Raw genomic sequence first — 17964 nt, 5'->3', positions numbered from 1 at the left:
GGGACCGCCGTTTCAACCGTGTGACGTGATGTTGCAGGAGTGTCAAACGGTGTGCATGGCCGCGTCAAGACTTCTCGAACAATGTCCGACAGGTCGAACCATCAGTTGCGGGAGACGGCGTCACGGCGGGTGAGCAGTGTGGTCACGGTCCGGTCGAGCCGGGGTCCTTCGTCCGGGACATCGGGCCGTACGGGCGAGTTGACGCCGTGGCGAACGCGCACTCCCCCCCCCCGCGCACTCGTCATCGGACTCAGGACGCTCGCGCGGGGCGCAGCGCACCGTGCCGGCCGACGCGCCGTCAGCTTCGACGTCGGTGGCGACGTCGACGGCGGTGTAGGTGCCGGTGTCGGAGTCACTGTCGACGTCAGCGTGACTGTCGACGTCGGCGGCGGTGTCAACGCCGGTTTCCGTGTCGGTTTCGGTCGGAACGTACTCCTGGGGCCGGCCGCGTGAGGTCACCGCGGGCGGTCCGATCGAGCGAGACTTGCGGTGAGTGGCCCGACTCACATGGCCAACGCGGTCACCCGCCGCCACGATGGGTCCGTCACCGGCAGGCTGAAGGGGTCCACGATGTTCCGCAAGGTGCTGGTCGCCAACCGTGGTGAGATCGCGATCCGTGCGTTTCGCGCCGGCTATGAGCTGGGCGCGCGCACGGTCGCCGTCTTTCCGCACGAGGACCGCAATTCGCTGCACCGGCTCAAAGCCGACGAGGCGTACGAGATCGGGGAGCCGGGCCACCCCGTGCGCGCCTACCTCTCCGTCGAGGAGATCGTCGGCGCCGCGCGACGGGCGGGCGCGGACGCCGTCTACCCGGGCTACGGGTTCCTCTCCGAGAACCCCGAACTCGCCCGCGCCTGCGAGGAGGCGGGCATCACCTTCGTGGGTCCCGACGCCCGCACCCTGGAACTGACGGGAAACAAGGCCAGCGCGGTGGCCGCGGCCCGCGCGGCCGGCGTGCCCGTCCTCGGCTCGTCCGCGCCCTCCAACGACGTCGACGAACTGGTCCGGGCCGCCGAGGAGATCGGCTTCCCGGTGTTCGTGAAGGCGGTCGCGGGCGGCGGCGGACGCGGCATGCGCCGGGTGGAGAACCCGGCCGTGCTGCGCGAGTCCATCGAGGCGGCCTCGCGGGAGGCCGCCTCCGCGTTCGGCGACCCCACCGTCTTCCTGGAGAAGGCCGTCGTCGACCCCCGCCACATCGAGGTGCAGATCCTCGCCGACGGCGAGGGCAACGTGATCCACCTCTTCGAGCGGGACTGCTCGCTGCAGCGCCGCCACCAGAAGGTCATCGAGATGGCCCCCGCGCCCGACCTCGACCCGGAGCTGCGCGAGCGGATCTGCGCCGACGCGGTCCGCTTCGCCCGGCAGATCGGCTACCGCAACGCCGGCACCGTCGAGTTCCTCCTCGACCCCGTCGGCAACCACGTCTTCATCGAGATGAACCCGCGCATCCAGGTCGAGCACACGGTGACCGAGGAGGTCACCGACGTCGACCTGGTCCAGGCCCAGTTGCGCATCGCCTCCGGCGAGACCCTCGCCGACCTCGGCCTGTCGCAGGAGACGGTCGCCCTGCACGGCGCGGCCCTGCAGTGCCGCATCACCACCGAGGACCCCGCCAACGGGTTCCGCCCCGACACCGGACGGATCAGCGCCTACCGCTCCCCGGGCGGCTCCGGCATCCGCCTCGACGGCGGCACCACCCACGCGGGCACGGAGATCAGCGCCCACTTCGACTCGATGCTGGTCAAACTCACCTGCCGGGGCCGCGACTTCCCGACCGCGATCGGCCGGGCCCGGCGCGCCGTCGCCGAGTTCCGCATCCGCGGCGTGGCCACCAACATCCCGTTCCTGCAGGCCGTCCTCGACGACGCCGACTTCCAGGCCGGCCGCGTCACCACGTCGTTCATCGAGCAGCGGCCCCACCTGCTCACCGCCCGCTCGTCGGCCGACCGCGGCACCAAACTGCTCACCTACCTCGCCGACGTCACGGTGAACAAGCCGCACGGCGAGCGGCCCCAGCTGATCGACCCGACCGCCAAGCTGCCCGAGACGCCGACGGGCGAGCCGCCCGCGGGCTCCCGCCAGCGTCTGGTCCACCTCGGCCCCGAGGGCTTCGCCCGCTGGCTGCGCGAGTCGCCGACCATCGGCGTCACCGACACCACCTTCCGCGACGCCCACCAGTCCCTGCTCGCCACCCGCGTGCGGACCAAGGACCTGCTCGCCTCGGCGCCGCTGGTCGCCCGCACCCTGCCCCAGCTGCTGTCCCTGGAGTGCTGGGGCGGCGCCACCTACGACGTCGCCCTGCGCTTCCTCGCCGAGGACCCGTGGGAGCGGCTCGCCGCCCTGCGCGAGGCCGTCCCCAACATCTGCCTTCAGATGCTGCTGCGCGGCCGCAACACCGTCGGCTACACCCCGTACCCCACCGAGGTCACCGACGCCTTCGTCCAGGAGGCCGCCGCCACCGGCATCGACGTCTTCCGCATCTTCGACGCGCTCAACGACGTCGGCCAGATGCGGCCCGCCATCGACGCCGTGCGCGAGACGGGCACCGCGGTCGCCGAGGTCGCCCTCTGCTACACCTCCGACCTGTCCGACCCGAACGAGCGCCTCTACACCCTCGACTACTACCTGCGGCTCGCCGAGCAGATCGTCGAGGCCGGCGCCCACGTCCTGGCCGTCAAGGACATGGCGGGCCTGCTGCGCGCCCCGGCCGCCGCCAAGCTCGTCTCGGCGCTGCGCCGCGAGTTCGACCTGCCGGTGCATCTGCACACCCACGACACGGCGGGCGGCCAGCTCGCCACCTACCTCGCCGCGATCCAGGCCGGCGCGGACGCCGTCGACGGCGCCGTGGCCTCCATGGCGGGGACGACCTCGCAGCCCTCCCTGTCGGCGATCGTCGCCGCGACCGACCACTCCGAGCGGCCCACCGGCCTCGACCTCCAGGCCGTCGGAGACCTGGAGCCCTACTGGGAGGGCGTCCGCCGGATCTACGCCCCCTTCGAGGCGGGCCTGGCCTCACCGACCGGACGCGTCTACCACCACGAGATCCCCGGCGGACAGCTCTCCAACCTGCGCACCCAGGCCGTCGCGCTCGGCCTCGGCGACCGGTTCGAGGACATCGAGGCGATGTACGCCGCCGCCGACCGCATCCTCGGCCATCTGGTCAAGGTCACCCCGTCCTCCAAGGTGGTCGGCGATCTCGCCCTGCACCTGGTCGGAGCCGGAGTGGACCCGCGGGACTTCGAGACGTCGCCCGACCGCTACGACATCCCCGACTCCGTCATCGGCTTCCTGCGCGGGGAACTCGGAACCCCGCCCGGCGGCTGGCCCGAGCCGTTCCGCAGCAAGGCGCTCCAGGGCCGAGCGGACGCCAAGCCGGTCCAGGAGCTGACCACCGAGGACCGCGAAGGCCTGGAGAAGACCCGCCGCGCCACCCTCAACCGGCTGCTCTTCCCCGGCCCGACGCGCGACTTCGACAACCACCGCCAGGCCTACGGCGACACCAGCGTGCTCGACAGCAAGGACTTCTTCTACGGTCTGCGCCCGGGCACGGAGTACAGCGTCGACCTCGAGCCGGGCGTCCGGCTCCTGATCGAGCTCCAGGCCGTCGGCGAGGCCGACGAACGGGGCATGCGCACCGTGATGTCGTCCCTCAACGGCCAGCTGCGGCCCATCCAGGTCCGCGACAAGGCGGCGGCCTCCGACGTCCCGGTCACCGAGAAGGCCGACCGGGGCAACGCCGGGCACGTCGCCGCCCCGTTCGCCGGGGTGGTGACCCTCGCGGTCGCCGAGGGCGACGAGGTGGAGGTCGGCGCGACGATCGCCACCATCGAGGCGATGAAGATGGAGGCCACGATCACCGCGCCGAAGGCCGGCCGGGTCGGCAGGCTCGCCATCAACCGCATCCAGCAGGTGGAGGGCGGCGACCTGCTCGTCGTCGTCGACTGAGCCGCACGGCCGCCGGCGGTCACTCGCCGGCGGCCGCTCAGCGGCGGCCGCACACGGGCAGGCCGTGCGGTTCCCGGATGTGGCCCGGCGTCACGACACGCGTGGTCGCCTCCGCGTGCGGACGGGGCCGCAGCCGCGCGCTCCGGCCGTGCGCCGCACTCTCCGGCGACCCCGAACAGGCTTCCCCGCAAAGGTTGTTGCCCGCACGGGCAGCAGGTCTGCCCTTCCGTCCGGTGACGTGCCGCGGGCCGGGGAATACCCTCCGCTCGTGAACAACCGCACTTTCCCGCAGCGTCCCGTGACCTGCCGTCAGGACCGCGCCGCATGAGTGAGGAGCAGGCCGTCGAGGCGCCTCGGCAGCAGACCGCGGAAGAGCCTGCGCGGCAGACAGCGGAAGAGCCTCCGCAGCAGACCGAGAGCGCTCCGCGAACGGTCGCGGAACAACCCCGCCGGCGTGGTCCGGGCCTGTTCACCGTCGTGGTGCTGCCCGCACTGCTCACCCTCTCCGCCGTGGCCGGCTTCCTCGCGCTGACCGGCGGGCTCCCCGGCGACGAGGACGCGGCGGCCGACCCCCAGGACGACGCCGTGGGCGGCGTCAACGCGACCTACGGCCCCTGGCTGCGCAGGTCCGCCGACGCCTGTCCGGTTGTCACCCCGTCCGTCCTCGCGGCCCAGATCGACCAGCTCACCGGCTTCAGCGACGAGAGCACCGCCTCCGGCCAGCAGGGCATCGCCGCGTTCACCGCCGCCGGCTGGCACGCCTGGGGCAAGGACGACGACGGCAACGGGCACTCCTCGCCGCACGACCCCGCCGACGCGATCATGGCGCTCGGCCGCCAGGACTGCTCGCTGGCCCGGAAGGTCACCGAGCTCAGGACCGACGGCGCCGTCAACGGCGACCTCGTGGACCTCACCCTCGCCGCCTACGCGGTCGGCACGGACGCCGTGGCCGCGGCCGGCAAGGTCCCGGCCGCGGCCGAGACGTACCTCGGCGAGGTGAAGTCCCGGTTCGCGGCCTACGCGGACTTCGACCGGGAGGACCCGAGCGGCGGCGCCGCCCCGGCGAACGCGATCCTCGCGCCGCCCACCACCACCCTCACCGTCACCTCGCCCTACGGCTCCCGCAAGCACCCGCTCACCGGCGTCACCAAACTCCACACCGGGGTGGACTTCGGCGCGCCCGAGGCCGCCCAGGTGTCCGCCGCCCGCGACGGCCGGGTGGTGTTCGCGGCCCTGACCAAGGCGTACGGCAACCGTGTCGTCGTCGACCACGGCCTCGTCGACGGCAAACGCCTGGAGACGACGTACAGCCACCTCTCCCTGCTGCAGGTCACGGCCGGACAGGCGGTGCGGACCGGCGCCCCGATCGGCCGGGTCGGTTCCACCGGCCTGTCCACCGGCCCGCATCTGCACTTCGAGGTGATCTACGACGGCTACTACACCGACCCGCTGCCCTGGCTGTCACAGAACGGCTGACGACCGGGGAGGCGAGAGCCGAAAACGGGGCAGAGGCGCCCGGAACACCGGGGGCCGTCACCGCACAGGGCGGCCCGAGGAGGCCGCGGCCCACGGAGGCCCAGGGCGGCCCACGGCGTCTGGGGCACAGGTCGCAACAGCGCACCGGAGGAGCCTCCCGCGCCGCGCCGGCCCGTGACGCGCGGTGCGGCCATGTGCCCTGTACGCGCCCCCGCGCGCCGGGGCAGAATCCGTTCTGCCACTGATCACCCGGAGCGGCCACGGACGCGGCCCTCCCCCGAACTCCCAGGGAAGGCAGGTCGGTTGTCGTGCAGTTGCGTCTTCCCTCCTCGGTATCCGAAGCGCAGCGATGTCTGGCCGACGGAGCGGTGCCGGTCGGCGGCGCCACGCTGGTGTGGGCCGGCTGGCAGCGGGACGGCTTCCCCGAGCAGGCCGTGTCGCTGCGCGACCTGCCCGAGGCCAACACGGTCGGCCCCGAGGAACTGGGCGGGGCAGTGCCGCTGCACCGGGTCGACGCGACCGTGCCCGAGGTGCTGCACCGGGCGGCCTCGGGCGTGGGCACGGGCGCGGTGCGCCGGGCGGCCACGGTGGGCGGCAACATCGTCGGCAGCACCCTGCGCTGTCTGCTCCCGGCAGCCCTCGTGCTCGACGCCCGCGCCACCGTCCTGACGGCCGACGGCGTGTACGAGACAGACCTGGCAGAGCTGCTGGCGAAACGCCATGTGCTGCTCGCCCTGCGCTGGCGCACGCCCCTGGCCAGCGGGTACCGCAAACTCGAGAGCGAGGCGGGCGGGCCGCCGCCGCTCGTCGTCGCCGCGGCGGTGCACGCGGACGGCGACGCCCCCGGCACGCTGCGCGTGGCCGTACGCGACGGCTACGAGGTCTACAGCCAGAGCACGCCGTACCGGCCCGACGCCGAACAGGTCCTCCGGGCGCTGGCGGCCGCAGAGCCGGCCGCCCTGCCCGCCCCGGCGTGGGACGCCCTCCGCCGCGAGGTCACCGACGTGCTGGCCCGCGCCGCCGCCTGAGGCACGTCCACGGGACGCTCCGGGCCGTCGCTCTGCACCGCTTGTGCGGACGCCTCCGCGGCCGGCCCGGACGTCCGGACGACTCCCCGTCCGCGCCGTGCGGGCCGACGGCGGCATCCGCGGCCCGTGGTTCGCCGCGTCCCGTCCGGCTCCGGCGTCGAGTCGAGGACGTCCACCGTGACGACGGCCTCGTCGCCGTCGCAACGCCGCCGCGCCACCGCGTGCCCGGTGACCTCGCCCAGGGCCCGCCGCTCCCTCTGCGCCGGGGCGACATGCGACGGCCCCGCCTCCTCGGCGACGGGCGCGGTCGGCACGTCTCCCTGCCGGTGACCGGACCTCCCCTTCCCGTCGGACGCACCGCGCACCGGCCCCATGACCACGACCCCGAGGGCCGGCACCGACAGCGCCCCCGAACCGAGCCCCGCCGACGGGCGCTGTCAGTGCCTGTTGGTAGAACTGCGGACACATCACGGACCGCACACTTCTTCTCCTCGGGAGCAGCCGTATGACCATCGGCCACCACCTCGACGCGCTGCACGGGCTCCCCGCCCACGCGTTCTCCGGCGCCGAGCACCAGCCGCGGCCGGTCGAACCGGACGCCGTGGCATGGCGTGTCACCGGTGACGTCTACGACGCGGAGGAGAACTGGACGGACGCGTTCGCCCGCTTCTGCGTCGCCGTCGACACCACCCGCGTACGGGCGCTGATCGTCGGCGCCTGGGAGGAGGCCTACGACACGGACCCGTCCTCCGTCATCGAGGCGCTGACGGCGGCCCGGGACCGCTTCCCCGCACTGCGGGCGCTGTTCCTCGGCGACATGGTGGTGGAGGAGTGCGAGATCTCCTGGATCAACCAGACCGACGTCACCCCCCTCCTCACGGCGTTCCCGCGGTTGGAGGAACTGGGCGTGCGCGGCGGTTCGGGGCTGCGGTTCCCGGCCGTGAGCCACGGCTCGCTGCGCAGGCTCGTGATCGAGACCGGAGGACTGCCCGCCGAGGTCGTGCGCGGGGTCGGCGGCAGCGACCTGCCCGCGCTGGTCCACCTCGACCTGTGGCTCGGCACCCCGGAGTACGGCGGCGACAGCGAGATCGCGGACCTCGAGCCGATCCTGTCCGGCGCCCGGCTGCCGAACCTGCGCCATCTGGCCCTGCGCAACAGCGAGATGCAGGACGCCGTGGCCGCGGCCGTGGCGTCCGCGCCCGTGGTGCCCCGGCTGGAGGTGCTCGACCTCTCCATGGGCGTCCTGACCGACGAGGGCGCGGCCGCCCTGCTCGACGGGCAGCCGCTCACCCACCTCAAGAAGCTCGATCTGCACCACCACTACCTGAGCGAGCCCTTCGTGGAGCGTGTCCGCCAGACCCTGGAACGCGGCGGCGTCGAGGTCGACCTCGACCGGGGCGACGCCGAGGAGGACGAGGACGACGAGGGCGGAATGCTGGGCTATGTCGCCGTCGGGGAGTGAGCGGGGTCCACGTCTCGCGGTGGTCGGCAACCCCGAGAACCGCCGGGTCGCCCTCTTCGCGGACGCGGTGCGCGCCGCCGGTCTCCCCGCCCCGCGCGTCGTGGCCTGGACAGACGTGCTCCGGGCCGGGGGAGGCGACTTCGACGACGACGAGATCGTCCGGATCGACTCGCCCGGCGAGAACCCCGAGGCCGACCGGATACTGCGCGGCGCCCAGGACCCCACCAGGGTCGAGGGCTCGGCCCGTTGGTACGCCCGCTTCATGGCGGCGGTGAGCGGTCTGCGCGGCGGCGTCCGCCTCGACGACCCCGGCGATCTGGCCGTGCTGTTCGACAAACGGCTCTGCCACGCCGTCCTCGACGCGGCGGGCGTCCCGGTCCCCGCCTCCCCCACCTCGGGCCCGCGGGGCATCGCCGTGCGCGGCTGGGACGACGTGCGCGCGGCGATGCGGGGGCACCGGATGTCCCGGCTGTTCGTGAAGCCCGCGCACGGGTCCTCCGCGTCGGGTGTCCTGGCCGTCGAGTCGGGCGGCGGCGGCCGGATCAGGGCCACCACCTCCGTGGCACGCGCCGCGGACGGCAGCCTGTACAACTCCCTCAGAGTGCGCCGCTACGAACGCGAACAGGACATCGCGGCCGTCGTCGACGCACTCGCCCCGGACGGACTGCACCTCGAACGCTGGCTGCCGAAGGCGTCCCAGGACGGCCGGGCGGCAGACCTCAGGGTCGTGGTGGTGGCGGGCCGTGCCACCCACGCGGTGGTCCGCACCAGCCGCTCGCCGCTGACCAACCTCCACCTGGGCGGCCGGCGGGGTGACGTGCAGGCCGCACGGCAGGCCTTCGAGGCGGCCGGCGCACGCTGGGCCGACGTGCTGGGAGTGTGCGAGCGGGCCGCGGCCTGCTTCCCGCGCACCCTGTGCGTCGGCGTCGACCTGCTGCCGGCCGTCGGCTGGCGCAGGGCCGCGGTCGGCGAGGTCAACGCCTTCGGCGATCTGCTGCCCGGGCTCACGGGTCTGCCCGGCAGCGGATCCGAAGGACTCGACACGTACGCGACGCAAGTGGCAGCCGTCCTGCGCGACTTCGCACCACAGAGAACAGGAACAGCGCATGCCTGAGCCGGACACGAGCGGGCCGGATACGAGCGGGCCGGACATGAACGAGGTCGTGGGCAGTCACGACCTGCTCCTCGTCACGCTCGACACCCTGCGCCACGACGTCGCCGTGGAGCTGGCGGCGGCCGGACGCATCCCGAACCTGGCCCGTCGTCTGCCCGGCGGCCGCTGGGAGGAGCGGCACGCCCCGGGCAGCTTCACCTACGCCTCCCATCAGGCGATCTTCGCCGGCTTCCTGCCCACCCCGGCCGCCCCCGGACCGCATCCGCGACTGTTCGCGGCGAGCTTCGCGGGCAGCGAGACCACCGCGCGCGGCACCTATGTCTACGACACCCCCGACGTCGTCTCGGGCCTGGCCCGGGACGGCTATCACACCGCGTGCATCGGGGGAGTGGGGTTCTTCAACCGGCAGGGCCCCCTGGGCTCCGTTCTGCCCGGTCTCTTCCACGAGTCGCACTGGGAACCGGAGTTCGGCGTCACCTCGCCCCGCTCCTTCGAGAACCAGGTCGCGTGCGCGGAACGCGTGATAAGCGAACTCCCGTCCGCGAAGAAGCTGTTCCTCTTCGTGAACGTCTCCGCCCTGCACCAGCCGAACTGGTTCCACCTGCCCGGCGCCACCCGCGAGGCGGGCGACAGCCGCGCCACGCACGCCGCCGCGCTGGAGTACGTGGACCGGCACATCGGACGGCTCTTCGCCGCCGCGAGCAGCAGGCGCCGCTGCTTCGCGATCGTCTGCTCCGACCACGGCACCGCCTACGGCGACGACGGCTACACCGGTCACCGGCTCGGCCACGAGTCCGTGTGGACCGTCCCGTACGCCCACTTCTTCCTCGACCCCGCCCCCGGCGACCCCGCACCCCGCGGCCGAGCCCCCCGTCCGAGGGAGGCCACCCGATGACCACCGTCGAGCCGACCGTTCCCGAGCCGACCGTTCCCGGGCCGACCACCGTCGAGCCGGTCGCCTCCGAGCAGGCCACCGGCGTCAGCCCGTACCAGCACTACGTCTACGCCTATCCGCACAAGACCGCCTACCGCCCGCTCCCCGAACGTCCGCCCCTGCGCGAACTGTGGGCGGCCGAGCCCAAGGACGCGCTCTCCCTCTATCTGCACATACCGTTCTGCGAGGTCCGCTGCGGCTTCTGCAACCTCTTCACCCGCATCGGCGCCCCCGACGGCCTGACCGGCGCCTATCTGGACGCCCTGGAACGGCAGGCGACAGCCGTGCGGGAAGCGCTGGGGGAGACGGACCGTGTCCGGTTCGCCACCGCGGCCTTCGGCGGCGGCACGCCCACGTTCCTCACCGCCGGGGAGCTGGAGCGCCTCTGCGACATCGCAGAGCACCGCATGGGCGCCGACCTGCGCGGGGTCCCGCTCTCCGTCGAGGCCTCGCCCGCGACGGCCACCGCCGACCGCCTCGCCGTCCTGGCCGAGCGCGGCGCCACCCGGCTCAGCCTGGGCGTCCAGAGCTTCGTCGAGACCGAGGCCAGGGCCGCCGTGCGCCCGCAGCGCCGCGCCGCCGTCGAGAGCGCCCTCGGCCGCATCCGCGACGCGCGCATCCCGGTCCTCAACATCGACCTCATCTACGGCATCGACGGCCAGACCGAGCAGAGCTGGCTGCACTCCCTGGACGCGGCCCTGGCCTGGCGACCCGAGGAGCTCTATCTCTACCCGCTCTACGTCCGCCCCCTCACCGGTCTCGGCCGGCGGGCCACGGCGGGCCCGGACCCGGCCTGGGACGAACAGCGCCTGACGCTGTACCGGACCGGTCGCGACCACCTCCTCGCGCACGGCTACACCCAGCGGTCCATGCGGATGTTCCGCCGGGCCGACGCGCCGCCCCAGGGCGCCGACGACCACGCCTGCCAGACCGACGGCATGATCGGCCTCGGCTGCGGAGCCCGCTCCTACACGGCCGGACTGCACTACTCCTTCGACTACGCGGTCGGCATGCACGAGATCCGCGGCATCATCGACGACTACGTGAGCACGACCGACTTCGCACACGCCCAGGTCGGCCACCCGATGGCCCACGACGAGTCCCGCCGCAGGCACCTCCTGCAGTCACTGCTCCAGGCCGGGGGACTGAGCGTCGACGACTACCGCGCCCGCTTCGGCAGCACCCCCGCCGAGGACTTCGGCCCCGAACTCGCCGCGTTCGCGGACCGGGGGTGGCTGACCGACGACCCCACACTGGTGCGGCTGACCCCCGAAGGGCTCGCCCACTCCGACGCCGTCGGCCCCGACCTGTTCTCCCCGGCCGTGCGAACCGCCATGGCCGCCTACGAACGCAAGTGAGGCCGCCGTGGAACTGACCCTGCTCTACCGCGGTCCGCTAGCCTCCTGCGACTACGACTGCCCCTACTGCCCGTTCGCCAAGCGACGCGACTCGACCGCGCAGCTGCGCGCCGACCGGGCCGCGCTCGAACGGTTCGCCGCCTGGGCCGCGGCCCGGACCGGCGACCGGCTCTCCCTCCTCTTCACCCCCTGGGGCGAGGGCCTGGTCCGCTCCTGGTACCGGCGTACCCTGGCCGACCTCTCCCGCCTCCCGCACATCCGCCGCGTCGCGATCCAGACCAACCTCAGCTGCCGCACCGACTGGCTCGCCGAGGCCGACCCGGCCACGCTGGCCCTGTGGTGCACGTACCACCCGGGCCAGACGCCGTACGACCGCTTCCTCGCCAAGTGCCGGGACCTGACGGACCGGGGCGTCCGCTTCAGCGTCGGCGTCGTCGGTCTGCCCGGGCATCTCGAGGCGGCTCGCCGCCTGCGCGCCGACCTGCCCGCCCACGTCTATCTGTGGATCAACGCCGCCGAGGGGCATGTCTACGACGACGCCGAGGCCGACCGGTGGACCGCCCTCGACCCGCTCTTCCCGTACAGCCGCCACCCGCACGCGAGCGCCGGTCTGCCCTGCCGTACCGGCGAGTCCGTGATCTCGGTCGACGGGGACGGCACGGTCCGCCGCTGCCACTTCGTCCGCGCCGAACTCGGCAACCTCTACGACGGCTCGTACCGCGCCGCCCTGCGTCCCCGGGCCTGCCCGCTCGCCGTCTGCGACTGCCACATCGGCTATGTGCACCTGGAGACGCTCCCGCTGTACGACGTCTTCGCGGGCGGCGTCCTGGAACGCATCCCGGCCGCGCCGCCGCCCGCCGTCGGGGAGGGCTCCGCCGCCCACGCCCCCGCACAGCACTCCGCCCGCGTCACGACGATCGCGACACGGGCGGAGACAGCGGGCCTGCAGGACGCTACGGGGTCACGTCCGTGACCCTCCAGCGCTGGTTGGAGCCGGAGTTGGCCTGCCAGGTGGTCACCGCGGCGCCCTCGTTCGTCGCCTGGCCGCCGACTTCGAGGAGCCGTCCGGTCGCCGCGTTCACCAGGGTCCACGTGCCGTCACCGGTGGTCGACATGATCCACTCGGTGGCGGGGTCGCGCTTGCCGGTGTCGGGCTCGACCACCGGCACGTTGTCGCGCACGGCGAGGCGCTTGCCCTCGGCCGGGTTGGCGAAGACGTAGCGCTGGCGGGCGCCCTTGTCGCCGTGCCGGGCGTCGAGCTGCCACTGCTGCGCCGTGCTGCCGTTCGCCGACCCGATCACCAGGCTCGTGCCGTCGGCCGCGACGGTGACCGCCTTGCCGCTCTGCACGCCGGTCAGCGTGTAGGAGTGGCCCTTGCTGAACAGGCCGGCGTTCTTCGCGACTCCCGAGACGCCCCTGACGGCGAAGGAGGTCACGGACTGCGCGGGGACCGTGTACGTGGCCTTGCCGTCCACGACCTCGACCGGCGCCTGCTGCTTGAGCTTGCCGTCGGCGCTGGTCACGGTCGGGGTGACGGTCGCGTTGCCCTTGATGCTGCGGAACTTGGACAGGTCGATGGTGACCGTGCGGGCCGCGGTGGTGGAGTTGACGTGGACGAGCGAGACGCCCTTGCCGCCCTTGGTCACCGCGGCGGCGCTGGAGGTGTCGTCCACCTTGATCAGCCTGTCGCCGGGCTTGATGAAGTGGGTGAAGTTGCGGGCCGTGTCGAACTTGGTGTTCGTGAAGATGGGGCACGACTTGAGGGTGTCCGTCTTCGTGCAGCTGAACGGCAGCTGGATCTCGCCCCAGTTGCCGCCCTTGGCGGACTCGCCGCCCGGCTTCATGTTGTCGTAGTCCTCGACCGGCTGCCAGAACACCCAGGCCTTGGGCTCCAGTTCACGCAGGTCGTTCACCATCTGCTGGGCCAGCCCGAGGCCCGGACGCATGTCGGTGAAGCTCTGCCCGTCGCCCCAGTCGCCTTCGACCTCGCTCATCCACAGAGGCTTGTCGGCGGCCTTGGCGAGGTCGCGCACGGTGGTGCGCTGTCCGGTGCCGTAGGTGTGGACGTTCATCTGGTCCACGAGGTCCTTGGAGCTCTGCGAGTAGGAGTTCCAGTTCGTGGCGAAGATCGACGGGTTGGTCTCGTCCATCGCCGATATCCCGGCCTTGACCTTCGCCTTCTTCAGCGCGGGCGCCAGCGCGGCGAGCACCTTCTGCTGGAGCTCGGGGCCGATGTGGGCGCCCTCCTGGCGGCCGCCGACGGGCAGGCCGTCCGCACCGAGCCGGGTGCCCCAGTAGCCGGTGTTGGGCTCGTTGAAGGGGTCGACGGTGTCGACCTTGATGCCCTCGCCCTTCTCCAGCCGCTTCGTCGCACCCGCCAGATAGGCGGCGAAGTCGTCGACGGAGTCGGCCTTCAGCTGGTCGGCGTTGGCGTCGAACCCGCCGGAGACGTAACCGCTCCGCGTCATGAACCACGGCGGGGAGTTGCTGAACGCCTCCCAGTGGGTGATGTCCTTCTTGATGCGGTTCACCCACCAGCGCTGGGTGGCGTCGGCCTTGGGGTTCCAGTCGGCGGGGTCGTCCGCGCTCCACCAGTCGGTGTCCTCGCGGGTGGTGCCCGCGGGCGCCTTCCACCAGCCCTGCACGGCGCCGCCGGCCCGCAGATAGTCCTTGACGTCCGGAGCGTTGCCGCCGCCGATGTTGTAGCGGGCGATGTTCAGCGCCAGGCCGTCGTCACCGAAGAGCAGCTCGGCGAGCTTCTCCCGGACCGCCGGGGGATAGTCGCCGGTGGCGTTGGCGAACCAGACCAGGCTGGTGCCCCAGCCCTCGAACTTCTCCTGCTGGTACGAGGGGTCCGGCGTCACCGTGACGGCGGCCTCGGCGTGCGCCTGCACGGGGACGCTCAAGAGCGCGGCCCCGGTGGCCAGTGCGGTGAGTGCGGCGGCCCCGAGGGTCCGTCTGCTGCGGGTACGGCGTGCCATGTGTGCTCCCAACTGCGGTGCGTTCGCTGTAGTGGGCCCCCTCCTGCCGTGCGGGCGGGAGGGGATGGCCCCCGGGCACGGGTCAGGCCGTGCCCGGGGAGTCGTGGGGGGTGCGGGTGGGGACGTCAGGCGGCCGGCCGGCGCAGCACGGCGACCTCCCGGGGACCGAGGACGAGGGAGCCCTCCGCGTCGCGGGCGCCGAGCAGCACCTCGCCGTCGAAGCCGGGTACCGGCACCGTCTCGTCGGTCCGGTTGACCAGGAACAGGAACCGTCCCCCGGGGCCGCGCCGCACGGTCAGTTCGACCGGTCCGCGGGCCTGCGGGGGAAGTTCGCTGCTCACCCCGGCCGGGTCCAGCAGACGCGGCAGCAGCGAGCGCAGCCCGTCGACGCCGAGCCGGGTCGAGACGTACGACGCCGAGCCGTCGCCCGTGGAGCGGCGGGTGACCGCGGGCCGTCCGGCGTGCACCCCGCTGCGGTAGTGCGCCAGGACCTCGGTGTCGCCGTCGGCGAGGGTGATCTGGTCGGTCCACAGACTGCCGCGGGTGGAGTCGTCCAGCTCCACGCTCTCCCCGGCGAGCAGCGGGCCGAACTCCTCGACGCGGATGCCGAGCAGTTCGCGCAGCGCGCCGGGGTAACCGCCCAGCCACACGTGGTCGTTCTCGTCGACGACCCCGGAGAAGTACGTGGTGACGAGGTGGCCGCCCTGCTCGACGTAGCGCGTGAGGTCCTTGGCCAGCTCGGCGGGCACCACGTGCAGCACGGGCGCGATGAGGACCTGGTGGCGCGAGAGGTCGGCGCGGGTGGTCACGAGGTCGGCGCGGACGCCCAGGGCGAGGAGCGCCGAGTACCAGTCGAGTGCCTCGCGCCGGTAGTCCAGCAGCGAGGTGGGGTGGGAGTCCTGCTCGGCCGCCCACCACGACTCCCAGTCGTAGAGGATGCCGACGGCCGCCGCCTCGCGCTCCGAACCCGCCACCGGGGCGAGCGTCTTGAGCGTGGCGCCGAGGTCGACGACCGCGCGGAAGAGGTCGCTGTCCGCCCCGGCGTGCGGGACCATCGCCGAGTGGTACTTCTCGGCGCCGGCCACGGACTGCCGCCACTGGAAGAAGCAGACCGCGTCCGCGCCGTGCGCCACGTGCAGCAGCGAGTCGCGAGCCAGGTCGCCCGGTCGCTTGGCCACGTTGACGGGCTGCCAGTTGACCGCGCTGGTGGAGTGCTCCATCAGGAACCAGGGCCGGCCGCCCGCGATGCCGCTGACCAGGTTGGCGGAGAACGACAGCTCGTCGCGGTCCTGGGGGCCGGGGTGCACGTAGTGGTCGTTGGAGACGAAGTCGGTCTCGTCCGCCCAGTCCGGGTAGTTCATGCCCTTCGTGCCGCCCATCACCATGAAGTTGGTGGTGACGGGGACGCCGGGCGTGATCTCCCGGAGGATCTCGCGCTCCGCGACGAGATGGTCCTTCAGCGCGTCCGAGGAGAACCGCTTGAAGTCCAGCTGCTGGGTGGGGTTGGGGTGGGAGGCGGCCAGCCGAGGCGGCAGGATCTGCTCCCAGTCGCTGTAGCGCTGCGACCAGAAAGCGGTTCCCCAGGCGTGGTTGAGGGCCTCGAGCGTGCCGTAGCGGGCGCGCAGCCAGAGGCGGAAGGCGCGGGCCGCGTCGTCGGAGAAGTCGTAGATGTTGTGGCAGCCCAGCTCGTTGGAGACGTGCCAGGCGACCAGCGCCGGGTGGTCCTTGTAACGGCCGGCGATCTCGCGGACCAGGCGCAGGGCGTGCTCGCGGAAGACGGGCGAGGTGGGCCGCCAGTGCTGCCGGGCGCCCGGCCAGAGCGTCTCGCCGTTCGCCGTGACCGGGAGGATCTCCGGGTGGGCGGTGGTGAGCCACGGCGGCGGGGAGGCGGTGGCGGTCGCCAGGTCGACGCCGATCCCGCCCGCGTGCAGCAGGTCCATGACCTCGTCGAGCCAGCCGAAGTCCCAGATGTCCGGGCCCGGCTGGATGCGGGCCCAGGAGAAGATCCCCACGGAGACGACGGTGACGCCGGCCTCCCGCATCAGCCGGACGTCCTCCTCCCACACGTCCCGGGGCCACTGCTCGGGGTTGTAGTCGGCGCCGTAGGCCAGACGCGGGGCGGGGTCACCGTCCGCCCCGCGCAGCATGCGGGACTGGAGGGTGGAGATCATGGCGGTCCTTCCGAAGGTGGTACACGGGGGCGGCGCGGCCCGGGAGCCGCGCCGCCCGGCGTTTCACTGCGTGGCGATCACGGGGTACTGGTCACTGCGTACCGACTGCTTGCGACTACTTCTCGATCGTGAAGCCCTGCTCCTGGCCGTACTTGACCGAGGCGTCCTGCCAGCTCTTCAGACCGTCCGCCAGCTTGGTGCTGGAGACGTAGGCCTTGCCGACCGTGTCGTTGAAGATCGAGTTCGCGTACGGCTGGAACGGCAGGTACGACCAGTCGCTCGCCACGTTGGCGGCGGACTCGGCGAAGATCTTGTTGGCTTCCTGGCCGTCGAAGTAGTCGAACTTCTTGCTCTGGAACGCGGCCGACTCCAGCTCCGCCTTGGTGGCGGGGAAGGCGCCCTCGCCGATCCGGGTGGCGACACCGGCGCCGGCGTTGGCGTACTCGGTGAAGGCGTAGGCGAGTTCCTTGTTCTTGGCCAGCGCCGGGACGGCCAGCGAGCTGCCGCCGTTCTCCGCGCTCGCCTTGTCGCCCTTGGTCCAGGCCGGCATCGCCGCCGCGCGCCACTGGCCCTTGGCATTCGGGACGCCGCTGACAAAGTTGGCGGGCATCCAGGCGCCGGTGGCCAGGGTGGCTATGGTGCCGTCGCCCAGGCCCTTGTACCAGTCGTCGGTCCAGCCGTTGACCGGGGCGAGCAGCTTCTCGCTGATGAGCTGCTGCCAGACCGTCTCGAACTTCTTGGCGCCCGCGTCGTCGAAGTTGACGCCGAGCTTGGTGCCGTCGACCTTGTAGGGGCGTGAACCGGCCTGCCACAGCAGGGAGGTGGTGAGGCCGGCGTCACCGAGGTCGCTGGTGATGTAGGCCTTCGGGTCGGCCTTGTGGAGCTTGCGGGCCGCGTTCAGGTACTCGTCCCAGGTGGTGGGGACGGCGATCTTGTACTTGTCGAAGACCGTCTTGTTGTAGAACAGCGCCATCGGGCCCGAGTCCATCGGCAGGCCGTAGACCTTGTCGCCGTCGTTGACCGCGTTCCACGGACCCGGCGTGTACTTGGACGCGAGCTTGGAGGCGCCGTACGGGGCCAGGTCGGCCAGGCCCTTGGTCAGGGAGTACTGGCCGAGCGCGAAGTACTCGACCTGGGCGACGTCCGGGACGCCCTTGCCGGCCGAGATCGCGTTGGACAGCGCGGTGTAGTGCTTGTCGCCGGAGCGCTCGCTGACCAGGTTGACCTTGACCTTCGGGTACTTCTTCTGGAAGTCGGCGGCCACCGTCTTCAGGGTGGGCTCCCAGGCCCAGACCGTGATGTCGCCGCCCTTGTCCAGGGCTGCCTGGATGTCGCCGGCGGAGACGGCCTTCGTGTCGGAGCCGTCGTCCGAGCCGCCGCAGGCGGTGACGCCCAGGGTCAGGGTGGAGACGAGGGCGATGCCGCGCAGGATGCGGCTCGTTGTGCTGCGCATGGGGCTTCCACTTCTACGTGGGTGGGACAGGTGAGGGTGGGG

General features: G+C 72.5%; 11 protein-coding genes. 8 read left to right on the top strand and 3 right to left on the bottom strand.

Annotated features, from left to right (window positions below; all coding sequences use genetic code 11):
- The first annotated feature begins 570 nt into the window (after window positions 1–570).
- The 8 genes from IE239_RS25545 (at window position 571) to IE239_RS25510 (ending at window position 12290) form a co-directional block, all read left to right on the top strand.
- On the top strand, window positions 571–3945 hold the full coding sequence (locus tag IE239_RS25545; RefSeq protein ID WP_190151831.1) for a pyruvate carboxylase: 3375 nt from the start codon (window positions 571–573) through the stop codon (window positions 3943–3945).
- 324 nt (window positions 3946–4269) lie between these two features.
- Window positions 4270–5421 (top strand): M23 family metallopeptidase, encoded by a 1152-nt coding sequence (locus IE239_RS25540; protein WP_190151736.1) that lies wholly within the window; start codon window positions 4270–4272, stop codon window positions 5419–5421.
- Between the two features lie 308 nt (window positions 5422–5729).
- The gene (locus IE239_RS25535) at window positions 5730–6449 is read left to right on the top strand and encodes an FAD binding domain-containing protein (RefSeq protein ID WP_190151735.1); all 720 of its coding nucleotides are present in this window, start codon (window positions 5730–5732) and stop codon (window positions 6447–6449) included.
- A gap of 505 nt (window positions 6450–6954) precedes the next feature.
- Complete coding sequence (locus IE239_RS25530) at window positions 6955–7911, top strand: STM4015 family protein (RefSeq protein ID WP_190151734.1); 957 nt, start codon at window positions 6955–6957, stop codon at window positions 7909–7911.
- Window positions 7892–9025, top strand: a complete 1134-nt coding sequence (locus IE239_RS25525; protein ID WP_190151733.1) for an STM4014 family protein — start codon at window positions 7892–7894, stop codon at window positions 9023–9025. The genes IE239_RS25530 and IE239_RS25525 overlap by 20 nt, the downstream gene beginning before the upstream one ends.
- A gap of 37 nt (window positions 9026–9062) precedes the next feature.
- The gene (locus tag IE239_RS25520) at window positions 9063–9920 is read left to right on the top strand and encodes an STM4013/SEN3800 family hydrolase (RefSeq protein WP_190151830.1); all 858 of its coding nucleotides are present in this window, start codon (window positions 9063–9065) and stop codon (window positions 9918–9920) included.
- Window positions 9917–11317: an STM4012 family radical SAM protein gene (locus IE239_RS25515; RefSeq protein ID WP_190151732.1), complete on the top strand. Its 1401-nt coding sequence runs from the start codon at window positions 9917–9919 to the stop codon at window positions 11315–11317. The genes IE239_RS25520 and IE239_RS25515 overlap by 4 nt, the downstream gene beginning before the upstream one ends.
- Before the next feature lie 7 nt (window positions 11318–11324).
- Window positions 11325–12290, top strand: a complete 966-nt coding sequence (locus IE239_RS25510) for an STM4011 family radical SAM protein (RefSeq protein WP_190151731.1) — start codon at window positions 11325–11327, stop codon at window positions 12288–12290.
- On the opposite strand, the gene IE239_RS25505 is transcribed toward IE239_RS25510, so the two are convergent.
- The 3 genes from IE239_RS25505 to IE239_RS25495 all read right to left on the bottom strand — a co-directional run bounded on the left by IE239_RS25505 (window position 12271) and on the right by IE239_RS25495 (window position 17922).
- On the bottom strand, window positions 12271–14298 hold the full coding sequence (locus IE239_RS25505; RefSeq protein ID WP_190151730.1) for an RICIN domain-containing protein: 2028 nt from the start codon (window positions 14296–14298) through the stop codon (window positions 12271–12273). The two genes, IE239_RS25510 and IE239_RS25505, sit on opposite strands and share 20 nt — an antisense overlap.
- Before the next feature lie 125 nt (window positions 14299–14423).
- Window positions 14424–16469 carry a beta-galactosidase gene (locus tag IE239_RS25500; protein WP_190151729.1) on the bottom strand — a complete coding sequence of 682 codons (2046 nt, stop codon included), beginning with the start codon at window positions 16467–16469 and terminating at the stop codon, window positions 14424–14426.
- 115 nt (window positions 16470–16584) lie between these two features.
- A complete protein-coding gene (locus IE239_RS25495) occupies window positions 16585–17922 on the bottom strand; it encodes an ABC transporter substrate-binding protein (protein WP_190151728.1) in 1338 nt (445 codons plus the stop codon).
- Between the last annotated feature and the right edge of the window lie 42 nt (window positions 17923–17964).

Source organism: Streptomyces humidus, assembly GCF_014649655.1.
GTDB lineage: Bacteria > Actinomycetota > Actinomycetes > Streptomycetales > Streptomycetaceae > Streptomyces > Streptomyces humidus.
Note: the sequence above shows the minus strand (reverse complement) of the source record. Positions and strands in the feature narration are given on the sequence as shown.

What these genes read in the sequence shown, in the direction of transcription:
- IE239_RS25545 (WP_190151831.1), top strand. Translation starts at nt 571, where the DNA reads ATGTTCCGCAAGGTGCTGGTCGCCAACCGTGGTGAGATCGCGATCCGT.
- IE239_RS25540 (WP_190151736.1), top strand. Translation starts at nt 4,270, where the DNA reads ATGAGTGAGGAGCAGGCCGTCGAGGCGCCTCGGCAGCAGACCGCGGAA.
- IE239_RS25530 (WP_190151734.1), top strand. Translation starts at nt 6,955, where the DNA reads ATGACCATCGGCCACCACCTCGACGCGCTGCACGGGCTCCCCGCCCAC.
- IE239_RS25525 (WP_190151733.1), top strand. Translation starts at nt 7,892, where the DNA reads ATGTCGCCGTCGGGGAGTGAGCGGGGTCCACGTCTCGCGGTGGTCGGC.
- IE239_RS25520 (WP_190151830.1), top strand. Translation starts at nt 9,063, where the DNA reads ATGAACGAGGTCGTGGGCAGTCACGACCTGCTCCTCGTCACGCTCGAC.
- IE239_RS25515 (WP_190151732.1), top strand. Translation starts at nt 9,917, where the DNA reads ATGACCACCGTCGAGCCGACCGTTCCCGAGCCGACCGTTCCCGGGCCG.
- IE239_RS25505 (WP_190151730.1), bottom strand. Translation starts at nt 14,298, where the DNA reads ATGGCACGCCGTACCCGCAGCAGACGGACCCTCGGGGCCGCCGCACTC.
- IE239_RS25500 (WP_190151729.1), bottom strand. Translation starts at nt 16,469, where the DNA reads ATGATCTCCACCCTCCAGTCCCGCATGCTGCGCGGGGCGGACGGTGAC.
- IE239_RS25495 (WP_190151728.1), bottom strand. Translation starts at nt 17,922, where the DNA reads ATGCGCAGCACAACGAGCCGCATCCTGCGCGGCATCGCCCTCGTCTCC.